General features: G+C 44.3%; 17 protein-coding genes. 11 read left to right on the top strand and 6 right to left on the bottom strand.

Annotated elements, in window-relative coordinates:
* Positions 1-75: 75 nt before the first annotated feature.
* Positions 76-825, bottom strand: a complete 750-nt coding sequence (locus GW12_RS07080) for an energy transducer TonB (RefSeq protein WP_034585462.1) — start codon at positions 823-825, stop codon at positions 76-78.
* Between the two features lie 98 nt (positions 826-923).
* Complete coding sequence (locus tag GW12_RS07085; RefSeq protein ID WP_034585465.1) at positions 924-2,177, bottom strand: MFS transporter; 1,254 nt, start codon at positions 2,175-2,177, stop codon at positions 924-926.
* A gap of 230 nt (positions 2,178-2,407) precedes the next feature.
* Between GW12_RS07085 and rpmI the strand changes: the two genes are divergently transcribed.
* The 3 genes from rpmI (at position 2,408) to GW12_RS07100 (ending at position 3,312) form a co-directional block, all read left to right on the top strand.
* Positions 2,408-2,602, top strand: coding sequence for a 50S ribosomal protein L35 (gene rpmI / locus GW12_RS07090; protein WP_034585468.1), 195 nt, complete (start codon positions 2,408-2,410; stop codon positions 2,600-2,602).
* A gap of 12 nt (positions 2,603-2,614) precedes the next feature.
* Positions 2,615-2,974: a 50S ribosomal protein L20 gene (gene rplT, locus GW12_RS07095; RefSeq protein ID WP_034585471.1), complete on the top strand. Its 360-nt coding sequence runs from the start codon at positions 2,615-2,617 to the stop codon at positions 2,972-2,974.
* Positions 2,975-3,111: 137 nt separating this feature from the next.
* Positions 3,112-3,312 (top strand): hypothetical protein, encoded by a 201-nt coding sequence (locus GW12_RS07100; RefSeq protein WP_227504145.1) that lies wholly within the window; start codon positions 3,112-3,114, stop codon positions 3,310-3,312.
* 141 nt (positions 3,313-3,453) lie between these two features.
* Here GW12_RS07100 and GW12_RS07105 read toward each other — a convergent pair whose 3' ends face one another.
* Positions 3,454-4,482, bottom strand: a complete 1,029-nt coding sequence (locus GW12_RS07105) for a hypothetical protein (protein WP_034585477.1) — start codon at positions 4,480-4,482, stop codon at positions 3,454-3,456.
* Positions 4,483-4,641: 159 nt separating this feature from the next.
* On the opposite strand from GW12_RS07105, the gene pheS reads away from it, so the two are divergent.
* The 3 genes from pheS (at position 4,642) to GW12_RS07120 (ending at position 8,474) form a co-directional block, all read left to right on the top strand.
* Positions 4,642-5,622, top strand: a complete 981-nt coding sequence (pheS, locus tag GW12_RS07110; RefSeq protein ID WP_034585480.1) for a phenylalanine--tRNA ligase subunit alpha — start codon at positions 4,642-4,644, stop codon at positions 5,620-5,622.
* A gap of 177 nt (positions 5,623-5,799) precedes the next feature.
* Positions 5,800-8,181, top strand: a complete 2,382-nt coding sequence (gene pheT, locus GW12_RS07115) for a phenylalanine--tRNA ligase subunit beta (protein ID WP_034585483.1) — start codon at positions 5,800-5,802, stop codon at positions 8,179-8,181.
* Positions 8,178-8,474, top strand: coding sequence for an integration host factor subunit alpha (locus GW12_RS07120; RefSeq protein WP_034585486.1), 297 nt, complete (start codon positions 8,178-8,180; stop codon positions 8,472-8,474). The genes pheT and GW12_RS07120 overlap by 4 nt, the downstream gene beginning before the upstream one ends.
* Before the next feature lie 105 nt (positions 8,475-8,579).
* On the opposite strand, the gene GW12_RS07125 is transcribed toward GW12_RS07120, so the two are convergent.
* From GW12_RS07125 to trxA, 3 genes are all read right to left on the bottom strand, one after another.
* The gene (locus GW12_RS07125) at positions 8,580-8,852 is read right to left on the bottom strand and encodes a hypothetical protein (RefSeq protein WP_034585487.1); all 273 of its coding nucleotides are present in this window, start codon (positions 8,850-8,852) and stop codon (positions 8,580-8,582) included.
* Between the two features lie 423 nt (positions 8,853-9,275).
* Positions 9,276-10,544, bottom strand: coding sequence for a transcription termination factor Rho (gene rho, locus GW12_RS07130; protein WP_034585490.1), 1,269 nt, complete (start codon positions 10,542-10,544; stop codon positions 9,276-9,278).
* Positions 10,545-10,868: 324 nt separating this feature from the next.
* Complete coding sequence (gene trxA / locus GW12_RS07135; RefSeq protein WP_034585493.1) at positions 10,869-11,195, bottom strand: thioredoxin; 327 nt, start codon at positions 11,193-11,195, stop codon at positions 10,869-10,871.
* A 265-nt stretch (positions 11,196-11,460) separates the two neighbouring features.
* Here trxA and ppx point away from each other — a divergent pair, with 265 nt between their 5' ends.
* From ppx to GW12_RS07160, 5 genes are read left to right on the top strand one after another with little or no spacing between them, the layout of a single operon-like run.
* A complete protein-coding gene (gene ppx, locus GW12_RS07140; RefSeq protein ID WP_034585496.1) occupies positions 11,461-12,981 on the top strand; it encodes an exopolyphosphatase in 1,521 nt (506 codons plus the stop codon).
* Between the two features lie 30 nt (positions 12,982-13,011).
* A complete protein-coding gene (locus GW12_RS07145; RefSeq protein ID WP_034585499.1) occupies positions 13,012-13,836 on the top strand; it encodes an acetyl-CoA carboxylase carboxyltransferase subunit alpha in 825 nt (274 codons plus the stop codon).
* Positions 13,773-15,146 (top strand): tRNA lysidine(34) synthetase TilS, encoded by a 1,374-nt coding sequence (gene tilS / locus GW12_RS07150; RefSeq protein WP_081403471.1) that lies wholly within the window; start codon positions 13,773-13,775, stop codon positions 15,144-15,146. The genes GW12_RS07145 and tilS overlap by 64 nt, the downstream gene beginning before the upstream one ends.
* Position 15,147: 1 nt before the next feature.
* Complete coding sequence (gene proC, locus GW12_RS07155) at positions 15,148-15,978, top strand: pyrroline-5-carboxylate reductase (protein ID WP_034585503.1); 831 nt, start codon at positions 15,148-15,150, stop codon at positions 15,976-15,978.
* A gap of 34 nt (positions 15,979-16,012) precedes the next feature.
* A complete protein-coding gene (locus GW12_RS07160) occupies positions 16,013-16,582 on the top strand; it encodes a YggT family protein (protein ID WP_034585505.1) in 570 nt (189 codons plus the stop codon).
* Positions 16,583-16,634: the final 52 nt, after the last annotated feature.

The following is a 16,634-nucleotide window of genomic DNA, read 5'->3' on the forward strand; positions in this document are numbered from 1 at the left end:
ACAAGAGGAAGTTCATTTGAGCTTCCTCTTGTGAAAAATTGTGGGACAGCAATGGGCTTAAAGCCTCTTTTCTGTTTAGTTGCACTCATTCAGCTTAAACTGAATTTCATCCTTAAAGCTGGAAGGCTTGTATAGCCACAGGGTGCTTGCGCTTCGTTTGCTTTGAATCTGACTGTTTTTTAATGCGGTTATGATCTGTTGATCTAATGCATATAGGCCTGAACCTTTGTTAATTTTGACTTGTTTGATCTGGCCTTTGCCATTGGCTTTCAACTTGAATTCCACCTTGCGGTCATGACCATTCAGCTGTTCTGAATTCAGCTCAAGTTCCGGTTGATTCACGTATTGGAAACGGGTCTTTTTACCTTGTTGCTGTGCCTGCCAGTTTTTGGAATTAAAGCGGTAATCGCAAGCGACTTGATTTTCATCTTTTAAATCCAGCTGAAATACCTGATAACCAATGGTTGGAATCGCAGCTTCATCTTCAATATGCGGCTTTACTGTTGCATCTTTGACGGCATTGACTAATAACTGATCTAAGTCTTTTAGACCGGTACTTTCCTGAATCGATGCCTGTTTAATCTGACCCTGTTCATCTGCATAGACGCGCACCACTGCAGAACGATCTTGGCCCTTTAAATCTTCATTTTTATAGACGGGTTTGGGGAATTTTCGCCATTCGATGCGGGTGGTTAAATGAATATGTGTATCGTCAGCTTGGGCTGAAATTGTTTGTGGTGGCAGTTGAACGTTTTTAGTCGTTTTACTTTGTGTAGCAGTCAGTGGAAAACCAGCCAGTAGCGATAGACACAGAATTCGTTTCATAAAAATGGTTCTTGAATTGTACGAGATGAAGAGATTCAGAAAGCCTGCACAGTATTTCCTGAACTGGAAATACTGGCAAGTCTTTTAAAAAGAAAAAGTTATTGATCTCTGCCTTTATTGATATCAATCGAGAACAGATCACGGGTCTTGGCCCAACTAATGGCAACCACCGCCATGGTCATACAGCCCCCAAAGACCGTTGCCATCACGGTACCCATGTATTTCGCGGCCAGGCCGGATTCAAAAGCCCCAAGTTCATTACTGCTGGAGACAAACATCCCATTCACTGCTGCAACTCGGCCACGCATATTTTCTGGTGGATAGATCTGCAAAATGGTTTGACGCACGACCACGGAAATACTATCACAGGCACCGGTCATCGCTAGTGCAAACAGCGACAGCCACATGTTATTCGAGAAGGCAAACAGCAGGGTAAAGGCACCGAAGCCCGCTACAGCCAGCAGCATATTGCGCCATGCATTTTGCGTTGGAGGAATTTTGGTGAGGGCAATCATGGTCACCAAAGCACCAATGGAAGGCGCAGCACGCAGATAACCCAGACCTTCAGGACCGACTTTCAGAATGTCCTCAGCAAAGATCGGGAGCAGAGCAATTACACCGCCAAACAGGACTGATACCAAATCCAGCGAAATCGCCCAAAGGACAATTTTGGTGTTCCAGATAAAACGGAAGCCATCCCCTAGACTACGCCACAGATTTTCCGTTTCAATTTTTGGAAAAGTGCGTTTTTGTAATAGATTGATCAAGATAAAGCAGATCGAAACCAAGATAGCTACACTAAACAGGCTGGTTTCACGACCAAGAAAAGCCAGCATAAAACCACCCAGCATCGGGCCGATAATTACTGCACTTTGCCAACCAATGGTGGTCCAGGTTGCGCCATTAGCATACAGTTCACGTGGAATCAGAAAGGGTTTCAGTGAAGTTGCAGAAGGATTATAAAAACCTCGAATGGTCCCCAAACCAAAAATCACTGCATAAATGCCCCAAGCCAAATAATTGGTACTGATCTGTCCTAGTCCATGAGCATGGAACAGTGACCAGAGAATGAGTGGAGCAGGAATAGCACAGAACAAACAGATTTTCATGATGGTCTGTTTATTAAAGCGATCGGCAAAATAGCCACCCCAGAGTGACAGACTGATAAAAGGAATGGCTTCTGCCAGACCGATCAGACCGAGCGTTAATGGATCCCGGGTAATCTGGTAGAGTGAATAAGCGACAATAATTTCTTGAATCAGAATGGCCAGCGTCAGGCAGAACTGGTTTACTGTGACGATAGAAAAGTCCCGGTAGCGCAGCGCGGCAAATGCATCATGTGCAGGAGTCATAAGCGTTTTTAATCTTGAAGGTGTGCAGATTATAAAAGGCTTGACTCAAGTTACTTATTATTTGATCTCGCAATTGTTATCGGAAATTATACTAAGCTGTTGCCTACTATCTTTTAATTCGAATATTGCTTTTGTTTTAAACAAAGATGATTTAGAATAGCCGCTTCCTTACCTGCAGGTCGTTATTGCAATGGTGCAGACGTGCCGAACAGGTGTTTAAAGAGGTTGTTATGGCTAAGTTAAAAACTCGCCGTGGTGCAGCTAAACGTTTTAAAGCGACTGCTAACGGTTTCAAGCGTAAACAAGCGTTCAAACGCCACATTTTGACCAAAAAGTCTTCTAAACGTATCCGTCAATTGCGCGGCTGTGTAATGGTTCACGTAAGTGATGTTGCTTCAGTTCGTCGTATGTGCCCATACATCTAAGGAGATATATAAATGGCTCGTGTAAAACGTGGTGTACAGGCTCATCGCCGTCATAAAAAAATTCTTGCTCGTGCTAAAGGTTACTACGGCGCTCGTTCACGCGTATATCGCGTAGCGTTCCAAGCAGTAATCAAAGCTGGTCAATATGCTTACCGTGACCGTCGTCAGAAAAAACGTCAATTCCGTGCTCTATGGATTGCGCGTATCAACGCTGGTGCTCGTCAAAACGGTTTATCGTACAGCCGCATGATAGATGGCTTGAAAAAAGCTCAAGTGATCATCGACCGTCGCGTACTTGCTGACATCGCTATGCATGATGCAGTTGCATTCGCTGCTCTAGCTGCTAAAGCTAAAGAAGCACTTGCTGCATAAGTCGTTAAGACTAAAAAAAGACCGCATTTGCGGTCTTTTTTTATGCCTGGATTTGCATTTTTCTTACATAAATACTCTATTTTTAAAAGAAAAAAATGCGCTAAATACTTTATCAAAAGAAAAAATTAAGAGAGAAGATGATGCGTGTAGAAATTATTGGATTAGAGCATGGCTCATTTGAAATTGAGCTCGAGGTATTACCGCGTGAAGGTGAGTATTTAAGATTTGTTGATGAAGCAGGTATAGAAGTTGAAGCAGAAATTGCTGCGATCACGCACTACATTTATACCTCAACACAGAAACAGCACATCAAAATTGAATTGCGTCCCAAAAATTAAAAATTGTCAGTTAAAGTTGGGTTTACTGAAAATGAGTTGAAGCCACGATAGCAAGAGACTCGAGTAGGTGCATCGGCAAAAAAACTCTAAAATGGATACGCCTATATTGAACTCTGAATATGGCCGATTTTTTAATGCCTCTTAAAGCCCAAAGTAATAACCGACCAGACAGATAATCACGGTAATAATAATCAAGGTAATGACATTGCCGGAATTGGATTTGGCTGTATCGTGTGGACGCTGCACTTTAGAAGGTTTGGCAACGCGTTCTTCGGTATTCATGCCGGCAAATGGATCAGTACTCATCACTTTTGGACTCAGTTTTGCCGTCTTGTAATGATTAGCGACTTTTACCAGAAACTTGGCTTTCAGGTCATCCAGCTTTTGTGAAAAATGACGCAGGTCTAATTGCTGGTCTGGGCTTAAGGCTTCACCATTTTCATCATAAGGATGCTGGATTTTCGTTTCAATCAACTCTTCGAGTGCATCCAGTCGATATAGCATGTCATGGGCAAAATCTGCTGGATAATCGGTAGGTAGTAATGAAAGTTTGCTGCCGATATTGTTCAGTCGTTGTGCTGAAGTTAGGCCGTAGTAAGGCTGACCGAGCTGGTTCGACTCGACATAATCTTTGGCAAATTTGCTGTCGAATAATTCATGTTTCAAAAAGGCGTCAATATCATCCCAGTTCGGTTGTTCCAGATCAGCCTGAACCCGTTTCGCCAATTTATGGTTTAACTCATAACGCCAAAACGTTTCCTGACGTTGCGATGAACGCTGGCCTTCAGGTGGCTCATAGTCATTGTCTGCGGTATACCATTCTGGCAGCTCTTTACCAAAAATCCAGGCATGCTTTTTCTGGTGCTCATGGCTAACGATGAAATATTCAAAAGGTAGCAGCTCGACGTTAGGATTCGGATTTTTTTCATCCACCAGTAGAGCAGAGCGGTGCAGGCTCAGGCGTTGCACCCCTTGCTTCTTTAAGCCTTCCAGCCAGATCTGAAAATGCTGGGCCAAAAGATGCTGGGAGATCAAATCACGGAAGGTAAATTGATGCTGATTAAAAATGGAATGTTGCAGCCAGCGATTGAAACTTAGATCTTGAGACAGGTATTCATTTCCATAAGTCACTAAAGTGAGTTGCTGTTTCCAGATTTGATCGAGAGCCATAGTGATTTGATCTAATTGATATCCTGCTTATTTTATACTTTTTATTTTTCGCTATGCCAATCTAATTTTCATTACAAGCTCTCTTCATCAATGTGCCTAAAAACTGCTAGAATATGGGGTTTTTAAAAATATTTCTAACCTGTTGCTTTGAGAGTTACTATGTCACTGGAAGCCCTGACCACTGAAGCGCTCGCTGCGATTGCAGCAGCTCAAGACCTTGCTGCACTTGATCAAGTACGAGTGCAATTTACGGGGAAAAAAAGCCAGCTCGCGGAACAATCTAAGTCGCTGGGTAAAATGGATCCTGAACAACGTAAAGAGTTCGGTGCAAAAATCCATGCTGTACGTGAAGCGATTACCGCTGCTTTGACACAGCATCAGGCTGAACTGCAAAAAGCTGCACTAGAACAAAAACTTGCTAGTGAAACAATTGATATTACATTACCTGGTCGTGGCCAGCAGGTGGGCAGCATCCACCCAGTGACCCAAGTACAAGAACGTATCTGTCAGTTCTTTACCAAAGCAGGTTTTACTGTAGCAACTGGTCCAGAAGTTGAAGATGACTATCACAACTTTGAAGCCTTGAACATTCCGGGGCACCACCCTGCGCGTGCCATGCACGACACCTTTTACTTTGATGCGAACCATCTGCTGCGTACCCACACTTCAGGTGTGCAGATCCGTACCATGGAAACCCAGCAGCCGCCAATCCGTATCGTGTGCCCAGGCCGTGTATACCGTTGTGACTCTGACCAGACACACTCACCAATGTTCCACCAGATCGAAGGTCTGTACGTGGCAGAAAACACCAGCTTTGCTGAGTTGAAAGGTCTGCTGGTTAATTTGCTCAATGAATTCTTCGAAAAAGATCTGAAAGTACGTTTCCGTCCGTCTTACTTCCCATTCACTGAGCCAAGTGCCGAAGTGGACATCATGGATGAACGTGGCAAATGGCTGGAAGTGCTAGGTTGCGGTATGGTGCATCCAAACGTGCTGCGCGCATCTGGTATTGACCCAGACAAATACAAAGGCTTTGCATTTGGTCTAGGTGTAGAACGTTTTGCAATGCTGCGTTATGGCATCAATGACTTACGTATGTTCTACCAAAATGATGTGCGTTTCTTACGCCAGTTTGCTTAAGAGATTTGATAGCCTCTCCTTATAAAGTTGAGTGGCTAAAACATATTAATTTTTAGATTTAGAAATCCCCCTAAATCCCCCTGAGTAGGTTTTAAAGCACTGCTTTTAAAACCTACGCAAGAAAGGGGAACCATTTAGAGAATAGAAAAATGGAGGGGAGATTAAGGAAATGAATGTATGAAAATTAGCGAAAATTGGCTCCGCACATGGGTCAACCCAGCCATCGACAGTGAAAAATTATCTGACCAGTTGACTATGCTGGGCCTTGAAGTGGATGAAATTGCTCCTGCAGCAAAACCATTTACTGGTGTCGTAGTTGGTGAAGTCCTGACCGTAGAACAACACCCAGATGCGGATCGTTTACGTGTAACCACTGTGAATATCGGTTCAGGTGAGCCATTACAAATTGTATGTGGTGCACCAAACGTACGTGCCGGTATGAAAGCACCAGTCGCAACCATCGGTGCGATGCTGCCAGGTGATTTTAAAATTAAGAAAGGCAAACTGCGTGGTGTTGAATCACAAGGCATGCTGTGTGGCGCTTCAGAAATCGATCTTGAAGATAAAATCGATGGTTTGTTAGAGCTTCCTGCTGATGCACCAGTGGGCGTCAATGTTCGTGAATATCTAGACCTTGATGACAATGTGATTGACATCAGCATTACGCCAAACCGTGGTGACTGTTTCAGTATCCGCGGGATCGCACGTGAAATTGGTGTGATTAACCAGTTGCCAGTCACTGCGCCTGAAATCAAGGAAGTTGCTGCAACCATCGCTGACGAGAAAAAAGTCGTTGCTGACACTGATGGCTGTCCACGTTACTTAGGTCGTGTGATCAAGAACGTGAATACCAAAGCACCAACACCTGAATGGATGGAACGTGCGTTAGTGCGTGCCGGTATTCGTCAGCACAGTATTCTGGTCGACATTACCAACTATGTATTGATGGAGTTGGGTCAACCACTCCACGCATTTGATGGTGGCAAAGTTCAAGGTTCAGTACATGTGCGCCAAGCCAAAGCGGGTGAAAAACTGGTTCTGTTGAATGAACAAGAAGTTGAATTGCAACATGATGTGATGGTGATTGCTGATGATGAAAAAGCATTAGCGATTGCTGGCATCATGGGTGGCCTGTCTTCATCAGTAACAGATGAAACCACTGAAATTTTCCTAGAATCTGCGTTCTTTGATCCAATCGCGATTGCAGGTCGTGCGCGCCGTTTCGGTCTGCATACTGATGCATCGCAACGTTATGAACGGGGTGTCGATTTTGAATTGCCACTCACTGCAATGCACCGTGCATCACAACTGATTCAGGAACTTGCTGGTGGTGAATTTGGCCCAATCATCGTGGCTGAAAAACCAGAGCTGCTACCTAAACGTGAAGCGATTGAGCTGAACCAGTCTCAAGTAGATCAGCTGTTGGGTTATAAAGTTGAATCAGATTTCATTACTGATGCTTTAACCCGTTTAGGCTGTAATGTGACTGTGAAAGCGGAAAGTGAGTGGTCAGTTGTTCCTCCATCACACCGTTATGACATGGCCATCTACCAGGACCTGATTGAAGAAGTTGCACGTATCCACGGCTATGACAATATTCAGATCAGTCTGCCTGTGATTGATGTGAAGCTGGCGAAATATGAAGACCAGTTTGAACTGGCTCAGCTGCGTCAGACTGCGGCGACTTTAGGTTACCAAGAAGCAATCAGCTTTAGCTTTGCTGACCTGAAACTGGAAAAACAGTTGAATCCATCTGTGAATCCATTGGCATTGGCAAACCCAATTTCAAGCGATTTGGCAGTGATGCGTGCAACTTTACTGTCTAGCCTGATTCCATGCGTACAGTACAACGTCAACCGCCAGCAAAACCGTGTGCGTTTCTTCGAACTGGGTCTACGTTTTGATTACCAGGATGCTACATCCATTCATGACCTGAAGCAGATTCCGACGTTTGCTTTAATCGCGACTGGCTCACGTACACCAGAAAGCTGGCATGGCAAAGCTGTACCAATGGACTTCTTTGACTTTAAAGGTGATATTGAAGAAATTCTGGCTACTGCACGTTTGAACGCTGAATATGTACGTTCTGAACGTAGCTGGTTGCATCCTGGCCAATCTGCTGAAATTCTGGTAGATGGCAAATCGATTGGTTATTTCGGCCGTCTGCATCCATCGCTGGAGGATGAGCTTGACTTGGGCACTACTTGGGTCGCTGAACTTGATCAAAAAGCCGTTTTGCAAACTTATGTATCTAATTTTACAGAATTATCACGTTTTCCGTCGGTTCGACGTGATATTGCGCTTTTAATTAGTGATAAGATTAATGTTAGCGAAATTCAGAGACTTATCGAAAAAACGGGTGGCGAGCTTCTGGAGTCAACCTGGTTATTCGATGTGTACACTGGACAAGGGGTAGAGGAAGGCAAACGTTCACTGGCATTTGCGCTTCTCTGGCAGCATCCAACCCGTACACTGGAAGATGCTGAAATCAAATCAGGCATGGATAATATCCTGCAAGTATTAGAAAATACTTACCAAGCGACATTGAGGGCTTCATGACAGCACTAACTAAAGCAGAGATGGCTGATCATTTAAGTGAGCTCACGAGTTTAAACCGTCGTGAAGCAAAACAAATGGTCGAGTTGTTCTTCGACGAGATTAGCCAAGCGCTAATCTCTGGGGAGCAAGTAAAATTATCGGGGTTTGGTAACTTTGAGTTGCGTGACAAGCGTCAACGTCCAGGCCGTAATCCGAAAACCGGCGAAGAAATACCAATTTCTGCACGCCGTGTAGTCACCTTTCGTGCGGGACAGAAGTTCCGTCAACGCGTAGGGAATGAGCAGGTCGACTGACCTGCTTTTTCTTTTGCGATCTGCTTGTAAAAATTCAGGTTTTTACAGGCATAAAAAAAGAGAGCCAATGGCTCTCTTTTTTGTACTAACTGAATAATCGTTAGATTATTGAGCAGCAGCTTCAGAAGTAGCAGCAGCGTCAGAAGCAGCAGCAGTAGCATCATCAGCAGCAGCAGAAGCAGCGTCAGCAGCAGCAGCGTCAGAAGCAGCTTCTACAGCAGCAGCGTCAGCAGCAGCATCAGCTTCAGAAGCAGCTTCTACAGCTTCAGATGCAGCAGCGTTAGCGTCAGCAGCAGCGTCTTCAGTTTTTTTAGCACAACCAACGAAAGCTAAAGTAGTAGCAACTGCAGCAGCAATAGCGATTTTTTTGAATAACATGGCATCACTCTCTAAAAATTTGAGATTAAAAAAAACCGACGTTAGCCTGTTATGTGCTTTAATTATTCCTAATTATGTTAGGTACTAACCACGCAGGAGCAGTCTAACTGGTCTGCAAATATGCTATCACTGCGCATTTTGAATTGCTACTATCTCAGTCTGAAAAAGTACTAAAAATGAATGAAATTCCGGGTTTTTTTAACAGAAAATAACAATTAAACGAAGCACTTATATTGGAGAAAAGCGATTTAAGCCCCTAATACATATACAATTTTTTTTACTATTGATTTATTAATCATAAACTTGCAAATAAGTTTACAAAGCAGGCTGCGGATTGTTTTTTTATGTAACTGATGTCAACCCAATAAAAAAGGCCATCCTTTTGGATGACCTTTCAATTAACTATGTTATTGAATCAATAACTTAGTTAGATGCCTTACGTTTCATTTGGTCGAAGAATTCGTCGTTGGTCTTGGTTTCTTTCATGCGATCTAGCAGGAATTCCATTGCTGCAAGCTCATCTTGAGTATGTAGTAATTTACGTAAAATCCAAACCTTACGTAATTTATCTTCATCCATCAGACGTTCTTCACGACGGGTACCTGATTTCTTGATGTTCATCGCAGGGAAGACGCGTTTTTCTGCAATGCGACGATCTAACGTAATTTCCTGGTTACCGGTACCTTTGAATTCTTCGTAGATCACTTCATCCATCTTACTGCCGGTTTCAATCAGGGCAGTTGAGATAATGGTCAGTGAGCCACCTTCTTCAATATTACGTGCTGCACCGAAGAAACGTTTAGGGCGTTCCAGCGCATGTGCATCCACACCACCAGTCAGTACTTTACCTGATGAAGGAATCACGGTGTTGTACGCACGTGCCAGACGGGTAATTGAGTCGAGCAGAATCACCACATCTTTCTTATGCTCAACCAGACGTTTTGCTTTTTCGATCACCATTTCAGCGACTTGCACGTGACGGGCAGGTGATTCATCGAAGGTAGAAGCAATCACTTCGCCACGAACGGTACGTTCCATTTCGGTGACTTCTTCCGGACGTTCGTCAATCAGCAGCACGATCAGGAATACTTCCGGGTTGTTACGGACAATCGACTGTGCGATGTTCTGTAACAGCATGGTTTTACCGGCTTTTGGAGGTGCCACGATAATTGAACGTTGGCCTTTACCGATCGGTGCCACCAGATCGACTACACGTGCAGTTAAATCCTCAGTAGTACCGTTACCCAGTTCCATGACCAGCTGTTCAGTTGGGAACAGTGGAGTCAGGTTTTCAAACAGAATCTTGTTGCGGGAATTTTCTGGCGTGTCGTAGTTAATTTGATTCACTTTTAAAAGTGCAAAATAACGTTCACCTTCTTTCGGTGGGCGAATGGTTCCCGCAATGGTGTCGCCTGTACGCAGGTTAAAACGACGGATCTGGGAAGGGCTGACATAGATGTCATCCGGACCTGCCAGATAAGAGCCTGCCGCAGAGCGTAAGAAGCCAAAACCATCTGACAGAATTTCCAGAACGCCATCACCAAAAATCTCTTCGCCATTCATCGCATGGCGCTTTAAGATGGCAAAAATGATGTCTTGCTTGCGGTTACGAGCCATGCCTTCAAGGCCCATAAACTCGGCAATCTTGATGAGTTCGCCAATCGGTTTTTTCTTGAGTTCGGTTAAATTCATAGGTGGTCAGATAGAATCAATGTTCTGAGGTACAGGTTGGAAAGGGAGTAACATTCGGCCGCATATAAGCATTCAAACGAAAGCAAATGAATGTGTACAAGAACAATTCAGAGGTTTGTTTGATTGTTTCAAAGAGAAATATGAAAAACAATTTCTATTGCCGAGCGGCATCTTATGTATTGTGTCTTGTAAGAAATTGACAGGATTTAGCATCCCTGATCTCTTGAATCAGCAATATAAGAGAGAATACGGGTTTTGTCAATTTACGGACGAAAAAAATACGCGATATTTCGTCGCGTATTTTTTAAAGAAAAACTGAGCTGCTTAGATGTTTTGTTCAATGAATGCAGCAAGTTTAGATTTCGGTGCAGCACCGACTTGAGTTGCAACCACTTCACCATTTTTGAACATTAACAGTGCAGGGATGTTACGGATGTTGAAATTCACTGCAGTCGCTTCGCAAGAAGTCACATCCACTTTTACGATTTTGACTTTACCTTGGTATTCGTCTGCCAGTACTTCAAGCACAGGTGCAATAGCTTTACATGGCGCACACCAGCCAGCCCAGAAGTCTACCAATACAGGAACGTCTGATTGAAGAACGTCTGCTTCGAAGTTTGCGTCAGTTGTGTTTACGATGTTGCCAGACATGAAGTGCTCCAGAAAATTAATTTTTTAAAGATGACTATAATTCTTAGTATTACATAGCCTTCTTTAACAATGTAGGGGAATATGCAAATTTTCAACGGATTATTATATTTTGTCTAATGGATGATCGCGATAGTGATAATCGTGTAACACTATGGTCACAGATCGTTTAAAAATTAAAAGTCAATAAATTGTGCCGATAAATGGCTTTTAAATTGCATGGTTGTGAATTACTCTAGGCACAATTCGTTAAAGGTTTATTTATGTAATGTCTGATTTTTTGATTGATGAAGAATTACTCGCCGCCATCGATATGGGATCAAACAGCTTTCACTTGGCAATAGCCCGTGTGGATCATGGCGAAGTCAAAAAAGTAGCATCAATGTCAGAAAAAGTTCAGCTCGCAGCCGGTCTGGATGAAAACAAGAACTTAACTGAAGCTGCGCAGCAACGTGGCCTGGCCTGTTTGGCCCGTTTTGTTGGCCGTTTAGGCTCAGTGCAGCCCAACCGTTTGCGTATTGTGGCGACGAATGCCTTGCGTCAGGCAAAAAATGGCCATGAATTTATTCAGAAGGCCGCAGAAATATTACCGAAACCGATTGAAATTATTGCCGGCCGTGAAGAAGCACGTCTGATTTATCTTGGTGTATCGCATACCATGGCCAACAGTGGCCGCCGTCTGGTCATCGACATCGGTGGTGGTTCAACAGAACTGATCATTGGTGAAGAGTTTGAACCGATCCATACGGAATCGGTGCAAATGGGTTGTGTCACCTTTACCAAAAAAATCTTTGCCGATGGCGAAATCAGCCATAAAGCCTTTGATAAGGCAGTCACCGCTGCACGTAAAGAAATTTCCGGAATTGCCAGTACCTATAAAGCAGCCGGTTGGGATGCTGTTGTCGGTTCGAGTGGTACCATCAAAGCCTGTCGCCAGATTTGCGTGAATATGGGCTGGAGTAACGAGCGCAAAGAACTGACTCGTGAAGGTCTGGAAAAACTCAAAGATAAACTGCTCAAAAATAAAAATGTCGCAGAGATGAGCTTTGAAGGTCTGAAGGAAGATCGTCGAGCTGTTTTGCCCGCTGGAATTGCGATTCTGTATGCGGTATTTGATGTCCTGAATGTCGATCATCTGGTGTATTCAGATGGGGCGCTACGTGAAGGGGTGATGTATGACCTGCTTGGCCGTTTCAAGCATGAAGATATCCGTGACCGTTCTGTACATGCGCTGATGGGACGCTATAACGCGGATGCCAAACAGGCAGAGCGTGTAGTAAAAACCGCGCAAAAATTGTTTGATGATGTCTCCAAGGATCTGGATCTTAATAGTGAAGATGGCGATTTACTGCGTCGAGCAGCTTATTTGCATGAGATTGGTCTGGCGATCAGTCACAGTGGTTATCATCGTCATGGTGCCTACCTGTTACAACATTCTGATATTGCTGGTTTCTCGCAAGTGGATCAGAACCAGTTGTCACATTTGGTCGCACATCATCGCCGCAAATTGCGCAGTGATGCCAAGATAGATGTCAATAAAGTTGGTGGTTCTCGACTTTTATACTTGTGTTTGCTGCTTCGTCTGGCGGTTTTGGTCAATCACAGTCGTAGCGATGAGATGCTTCCTGCCATTGAACTCCATGTGAAGAATGCGCAACAATGGCAGCTCAGTGTTGCGGGTGATGCCAAACAATGGCCATTACTTGTCGCTGAACTGCATGATGAACAGCTGCAGTTTAAACATTGGGATATTGATCTCTCAATTCAGTCTGAACAATTTGTTGATTAATACCTTTATAGGGATGAAAACGGTTAACCTATGAAAAATAAAGCGACTCCATCAAAAGCATGGAAGACCGTGCAGATTGCACGTCATCCTGAACGTCCACAATTTCTGGACTATGTGGGTGAAATATTCACTGAATTTGATGCTTTACATGGTGACCGTCTCTATGGTGACGATGGTGCAATGATTGGTGGTCTGGCACGTTTTGAAGGCCAGCCAGTGATGGTGATTGGTCAGCACCGTGGCCGTAGCACCCGTGAAAAATTACAGCACAACTTCGGTATGTCGAACCCAGAAGGCTACCGTAAGGCACAACGTTTATTAAGAATGGCAGAGCGTTTTAATCTGCCTGTATTTACCTTTATTGATACCATGGGTGCTTACCCAGGCGTAGGTGCAGAAGAACGCGGTCAGGCGGAAGCGATTGCATCTTCACTGGCGCAACTGTCGAATCTGAAAGTTCCTGTTGTAGCGACTGTACTAGGTGAAGGCGGTTCTGGCGGTGCACTGGGGATCGGTGTAGCAGACCGTGTGGTGATGCTGTCTCATAGTATCTATTCTGTGATTTCGCCAGAAGGCTGTGCCTCTATTCTGTGGAAAACGGCAGAAAAAGCAGAACAGGCGAGTGAAGCTTTGGCACTAACTGCAGAAAAATTGCAACAAATGGGCATCGTGGAATATGTGGTCGATGAAGGTGAAGGCGCCCATTTAAACCCTGAACAGGTAATGCAAGACCTGAAAGGTGTGTTAAAAGAAGCCTTAAGTGAATTGCAACCGATGGAAGCCGAGGCACGATGCGAAGCACGTTACCAGCGTTTAATGAAGTTTGGCAGCGACAATTTAGGTCTGGTTTCTTAAAACAGCTGCAGGAATTTCCTGCAGAGACAAAATTTCTCATCGGATGCAGTGGCGGCGTGGATTCCATGCTGTTACTGCATCTGATGTTTTTTTTATGCCCGGAAAAAATCCGCGCCATTTATATCGATCACCAGTTGCAAAGCCTGAGCGGTGAATGGGGCAATTTTGTTCATCAGCAATGTCAGAAGCTAAATATTTCCTGCCTTGTTCAGCCAGTCAAAGTTGCACAAGGTAATTTGGAACAACAGGCGCGTGAAGCCCGTTATCAAGCTTATCTAAAACATTTGCAACCGAATGAAATTTTGGTACTTGCGCATCATCAGCAGGATCAGGCTGAAACTTTGATGTTACGTCTACTATCTGGTGCAGGGGTGGATGGTCTATCCGCAATGAAACGAATCGATGTTCGGGAAGATTTGACCATCTGGCGACCATTATTAGAAATTTCGCGTGAGCAGATTTGCCAATGGGCAGTGGATTTAAACATTCAGAATATTGAAGATCCAACCAATCAGGATAGCTATTATGATCGGGCTTGGGCACGGCAGATTCTCTGGCCTTTGCTGAGTGAACGTTTTCCAAAAATGCAGGCAGCATTAGCTCGCACTGCTGATTTGATGCAAGATGCACAGGAAATTCTGCAGGATGTACTACAGCAGGATATTCAAGCCTGTATTCATGACAATACTTTAAATCTTGCCAAATTTGCTGAGTTATCGGTATCTCGTCAGCGTCAGCTATTATCCAACTGGATGAAAGGTGAAGGGCAATACCGGCCCTCATTAGATATGGTGCAACGCCTGCAACGTGAAGTCATTGATGCCCGTCAGGATTCGCAGGCGGCTTTACATTGGCAAGGTTTCTATTATGTGCGTTACCAGCAACAGGTGTATAAGCTGGGGAAAGAGGTCTATCTGGCAGATCAGCAGTTGTTTCCAATTGAACAGCAGATCATTTGCAAACCTAGCGATATTCTTGAACTTCCATCCGGAAAATTTCAGATTCAGCCTACAGAGATGGGCTTATCAGCAGATTTGTTGAATCAGCACTTGAAACTGACACAGCGCCAGGGTGGCGAAAAGATCCATTTGTATGGCCGTGTCGGTTCCTGGCCACTGAAAAAAGCCATTCAGGAAGCGCAAATATTTCCCTGGATGCGGCATACAATTCAAATATTAAGCATAGATGATGTTATGCTAGGCGTGTTTACACCTAAAGGATTTTGGTTGGCAGAATCTGCCTATTGCGAGGCAGGGGGGTGGCAGCCAATTTCAGTCTCTTCAATCTCAGAACACAAAGACGAGCATTAAAATGAGCGCAGCTTTAAATTGTAATATTACTTTCATTGGTGGCGGTAACATGGCCCAAGCCCTGATTGGCGGCCTGGTTGCACGTGGTTTGGCACCGAGCCGTATTACAGTTTCTGATCCGGTAGAACAGGTTCGTACATTGCTTGCTGAAAAAGAAGTGAATGTGACTGATGACAATATTGCTGCGATCAAAGATGCCGATATTGTTTTATTTGCAGTGAAACCACAGGTTTTGGCTGGGGTGCTGAAACCGTTGAATGGTTTATTGGATGGAAAGCTAGTGATTTCGATCGTGGCAGGTGCTGAGATTGCGACACTGTCTGCATTGTTAGGTACAGACCGTATCGTTCGTGTGATGCCAAATACACCAGCACTGGTACAGACCGGTGCACATGGTCTGTTCGCCAAAGCAAAAGTGGGTGCAGAAGATCGTGAGCTGGCAAGTCAGGTTTTGGCTTCAACTGGTCTGACAATTTGGGTAAACTCAGAAGCACAAATTGATGCCGTAACTGCCGTGTCTGGTTCAGGTCCTGCATACTTCTTCTATATGATGGAAAGCATGATCCGTGCAGGCATGAACTTAGGTTTGGATGAGAAAGTGGCAACTGCCTTGACTCTGCAAACTGCTTTGGGTGCAGCACAAATGGCAATTACCAGTCCAAATTCTCCGGCACAATTACGTAAAAATGTGACTTCACCAAATGGTACGACTCAAGCTGCAATTGAAGTGTTTGACCGTGCCCAGATTTCTCAGAATATTCAGGCAGCACTGGCTGCTGCAGCAAAACGCAGTCAGGAGCTTGCGCAAGAGCTTAGCGACAGCAGTAAGTAAATCTTTAAAATTTAATATTTAGGAACCTTCAGGTATGGGTGCAAATTCTGCGCTAATTTTTGGCATTATCATTAACGTCGCAATTTTGCTCGTATTTTTCCGCTTTTTAATGCAGCTGGCTACTGTCAGTCCTTACAACCCGGTAGTGCTTTCAACTGTCAAAGCGACCCGGATTGTGGATATTTTTAGCCGTATTTTGCCAACGCTGGCAAAGGGACGTGTCAATACTGCGGCGCTGGCATTACTGGTAGTGCTGTATCTGCTAAAAATCTTTGGCGTGATGTACCTGTCTGGGGGCATGCCGAATGGTCCGATTCATCTGGTGGTTCTGACTTTTGTCACCATGATTCAGGATTTGATTCGTTTCTGCCGTTACCTGATTTTTGCCACTATTATCTTGAGCTGGGTGGTGATGTTTACCCAATCGCGCTCGCCATATATTGAAGTGATTCAAGAGCTGGCTGAACCGTTACTGGCTCCGTTCCGCCGCATCATGCCGAATATGGGAATGATTGATCTGTCACCTATCTTGGCGATTCTGGCACTGATGATGGTGGATATCATCATGCGTGAAGTAGCGATGGTATTGCTGACTGGTTTCTAAGATTAAATCGATAAAAAAAGGACGCAAAAGCGCACTGCTGTCCCATAGTTTG

The organism is Acinetobacter sp. HR7 (assembly GCF_000773685.1).
In the GTDB taxonomy this organism is placed as follows: Bacteria; Pseudomonadota; Gammaproteobacteria; order Pseudomonadales; family Moraxellaceae; genus Acinetobacter; species Acinetobacter thermotolerans.

Bases quoted from the DNA above. Each gene is read 5' to 3' on its own strand.
- GW12_RS07125 (WP_034585487.1), bottom strand. From the start codon at position 8,852: ATGTTATTCAAAAAAATCGCTATTGCTGCTGCAGTTGCTACTACTTTA.
- rpmI (WP_034585468.1), top strand. From the start codon at position 2,408: ATGGCTAAGTTAAAAACTCGCCGTGGTGCAGCTAAACGTTTTAAAGCG.
- GW12_RS07120 (WP_034585486.1), top strand. From the start codon at position 8,178: ATGACAGCACTAACTAAAGCAGAGATGGCTGATCATTTAAGTGAGCTC.
- GW12_RS07085 (WP_034585465.1), bottom strand. From the start codon at position 2,177: ATGACTCCTGCACATGATGCATTTGCCGCGCTGCGCTACCGGGACTTT.
- GW12_RS07145 (WP_034585499.1), top strand. From the start codon at position 13,012: ATGAAAAATAAAGCGACTCCATCAAAAGCATGGAAGACCGTGCAGATT.
- rplT (WP_034585471.1), top strand. From the start codon at position 2,615: ATGGCTCGTGTAAAACGTGGTGTACAGGCTCATCGCCGTCATAAAAAA.
- GW12_RS07105 (WP_034585477.1), bottom strand. From the start codon at position 4,482: ATGGCTCTCGATCAAATCTGGAAACAGCAACTCACTTTAGTGACTTAT.
- GW12_RS07080 (WP_034585462.1), bottom strand. From the start codon at position 825: ATGAAACGAATTCTGTGTCTATCGCTACTGGCTGGTTTTCCACTGACT.
- ppx (WP_034585496.1), top strand. From the start codon at position 11,461: ATGTCTGATTTTTTGATTGATGAAGAATTACTCGCCGCCATCGATATG.
- tilS (WP_081403471.1), top strand. From the start codon at position 13,773: ATGCGAAGCACGTTACCAGCGTTTAATGAAGTTTGGCAGCGACAATTT.
- GW12_RS07100 (WP_227504145.1), top strand. From the start codon at position 3,112: ATGATGCGTGTAGAAATTATTGGATTAGAGCATGGCTCATTTGAAATT.
- GW12_RS07160 (WP_034585505.1), top strand. From the start codon at position 16,013: ATGGGTGCAAATTCTGCGCTAATTTTTGGCATTATCATTAACGTCGCA.
- pheS (WP_034585480.1), top strand. From the start codon at position 4,642: ATGTCACTGGAAGCCCTGACCACTGAAGCGCTCGCTGCGATTGCAGCA.
- pheT (WP_034585483.1), top strand. From the start codon at position 5,800: ATGAAAATTAGCGAAAATTGGCTCCGCACATGGGTCAACCCAGCCATC.
- rho (WP_034585490.1), bottom strand. From the start codon at position 10,544: ATGAATTTAACCGAACTCAAGAAAAAACCGATTGGCGAACTCATCAAG.
- trxA (WP_034585493.1), bottom strand. From the start codon at position 11,195: ATGTCTGGCAACATCGTAAACACAACTGACGCAAACTTCGAAGCAGAC.
- proC (WP_034585503.1), top strand. From the start codon at position 15,148: ATGAGCGCAGCTTTAAATTGTAATATTACTTTCATTGGTGGCGGTAAC.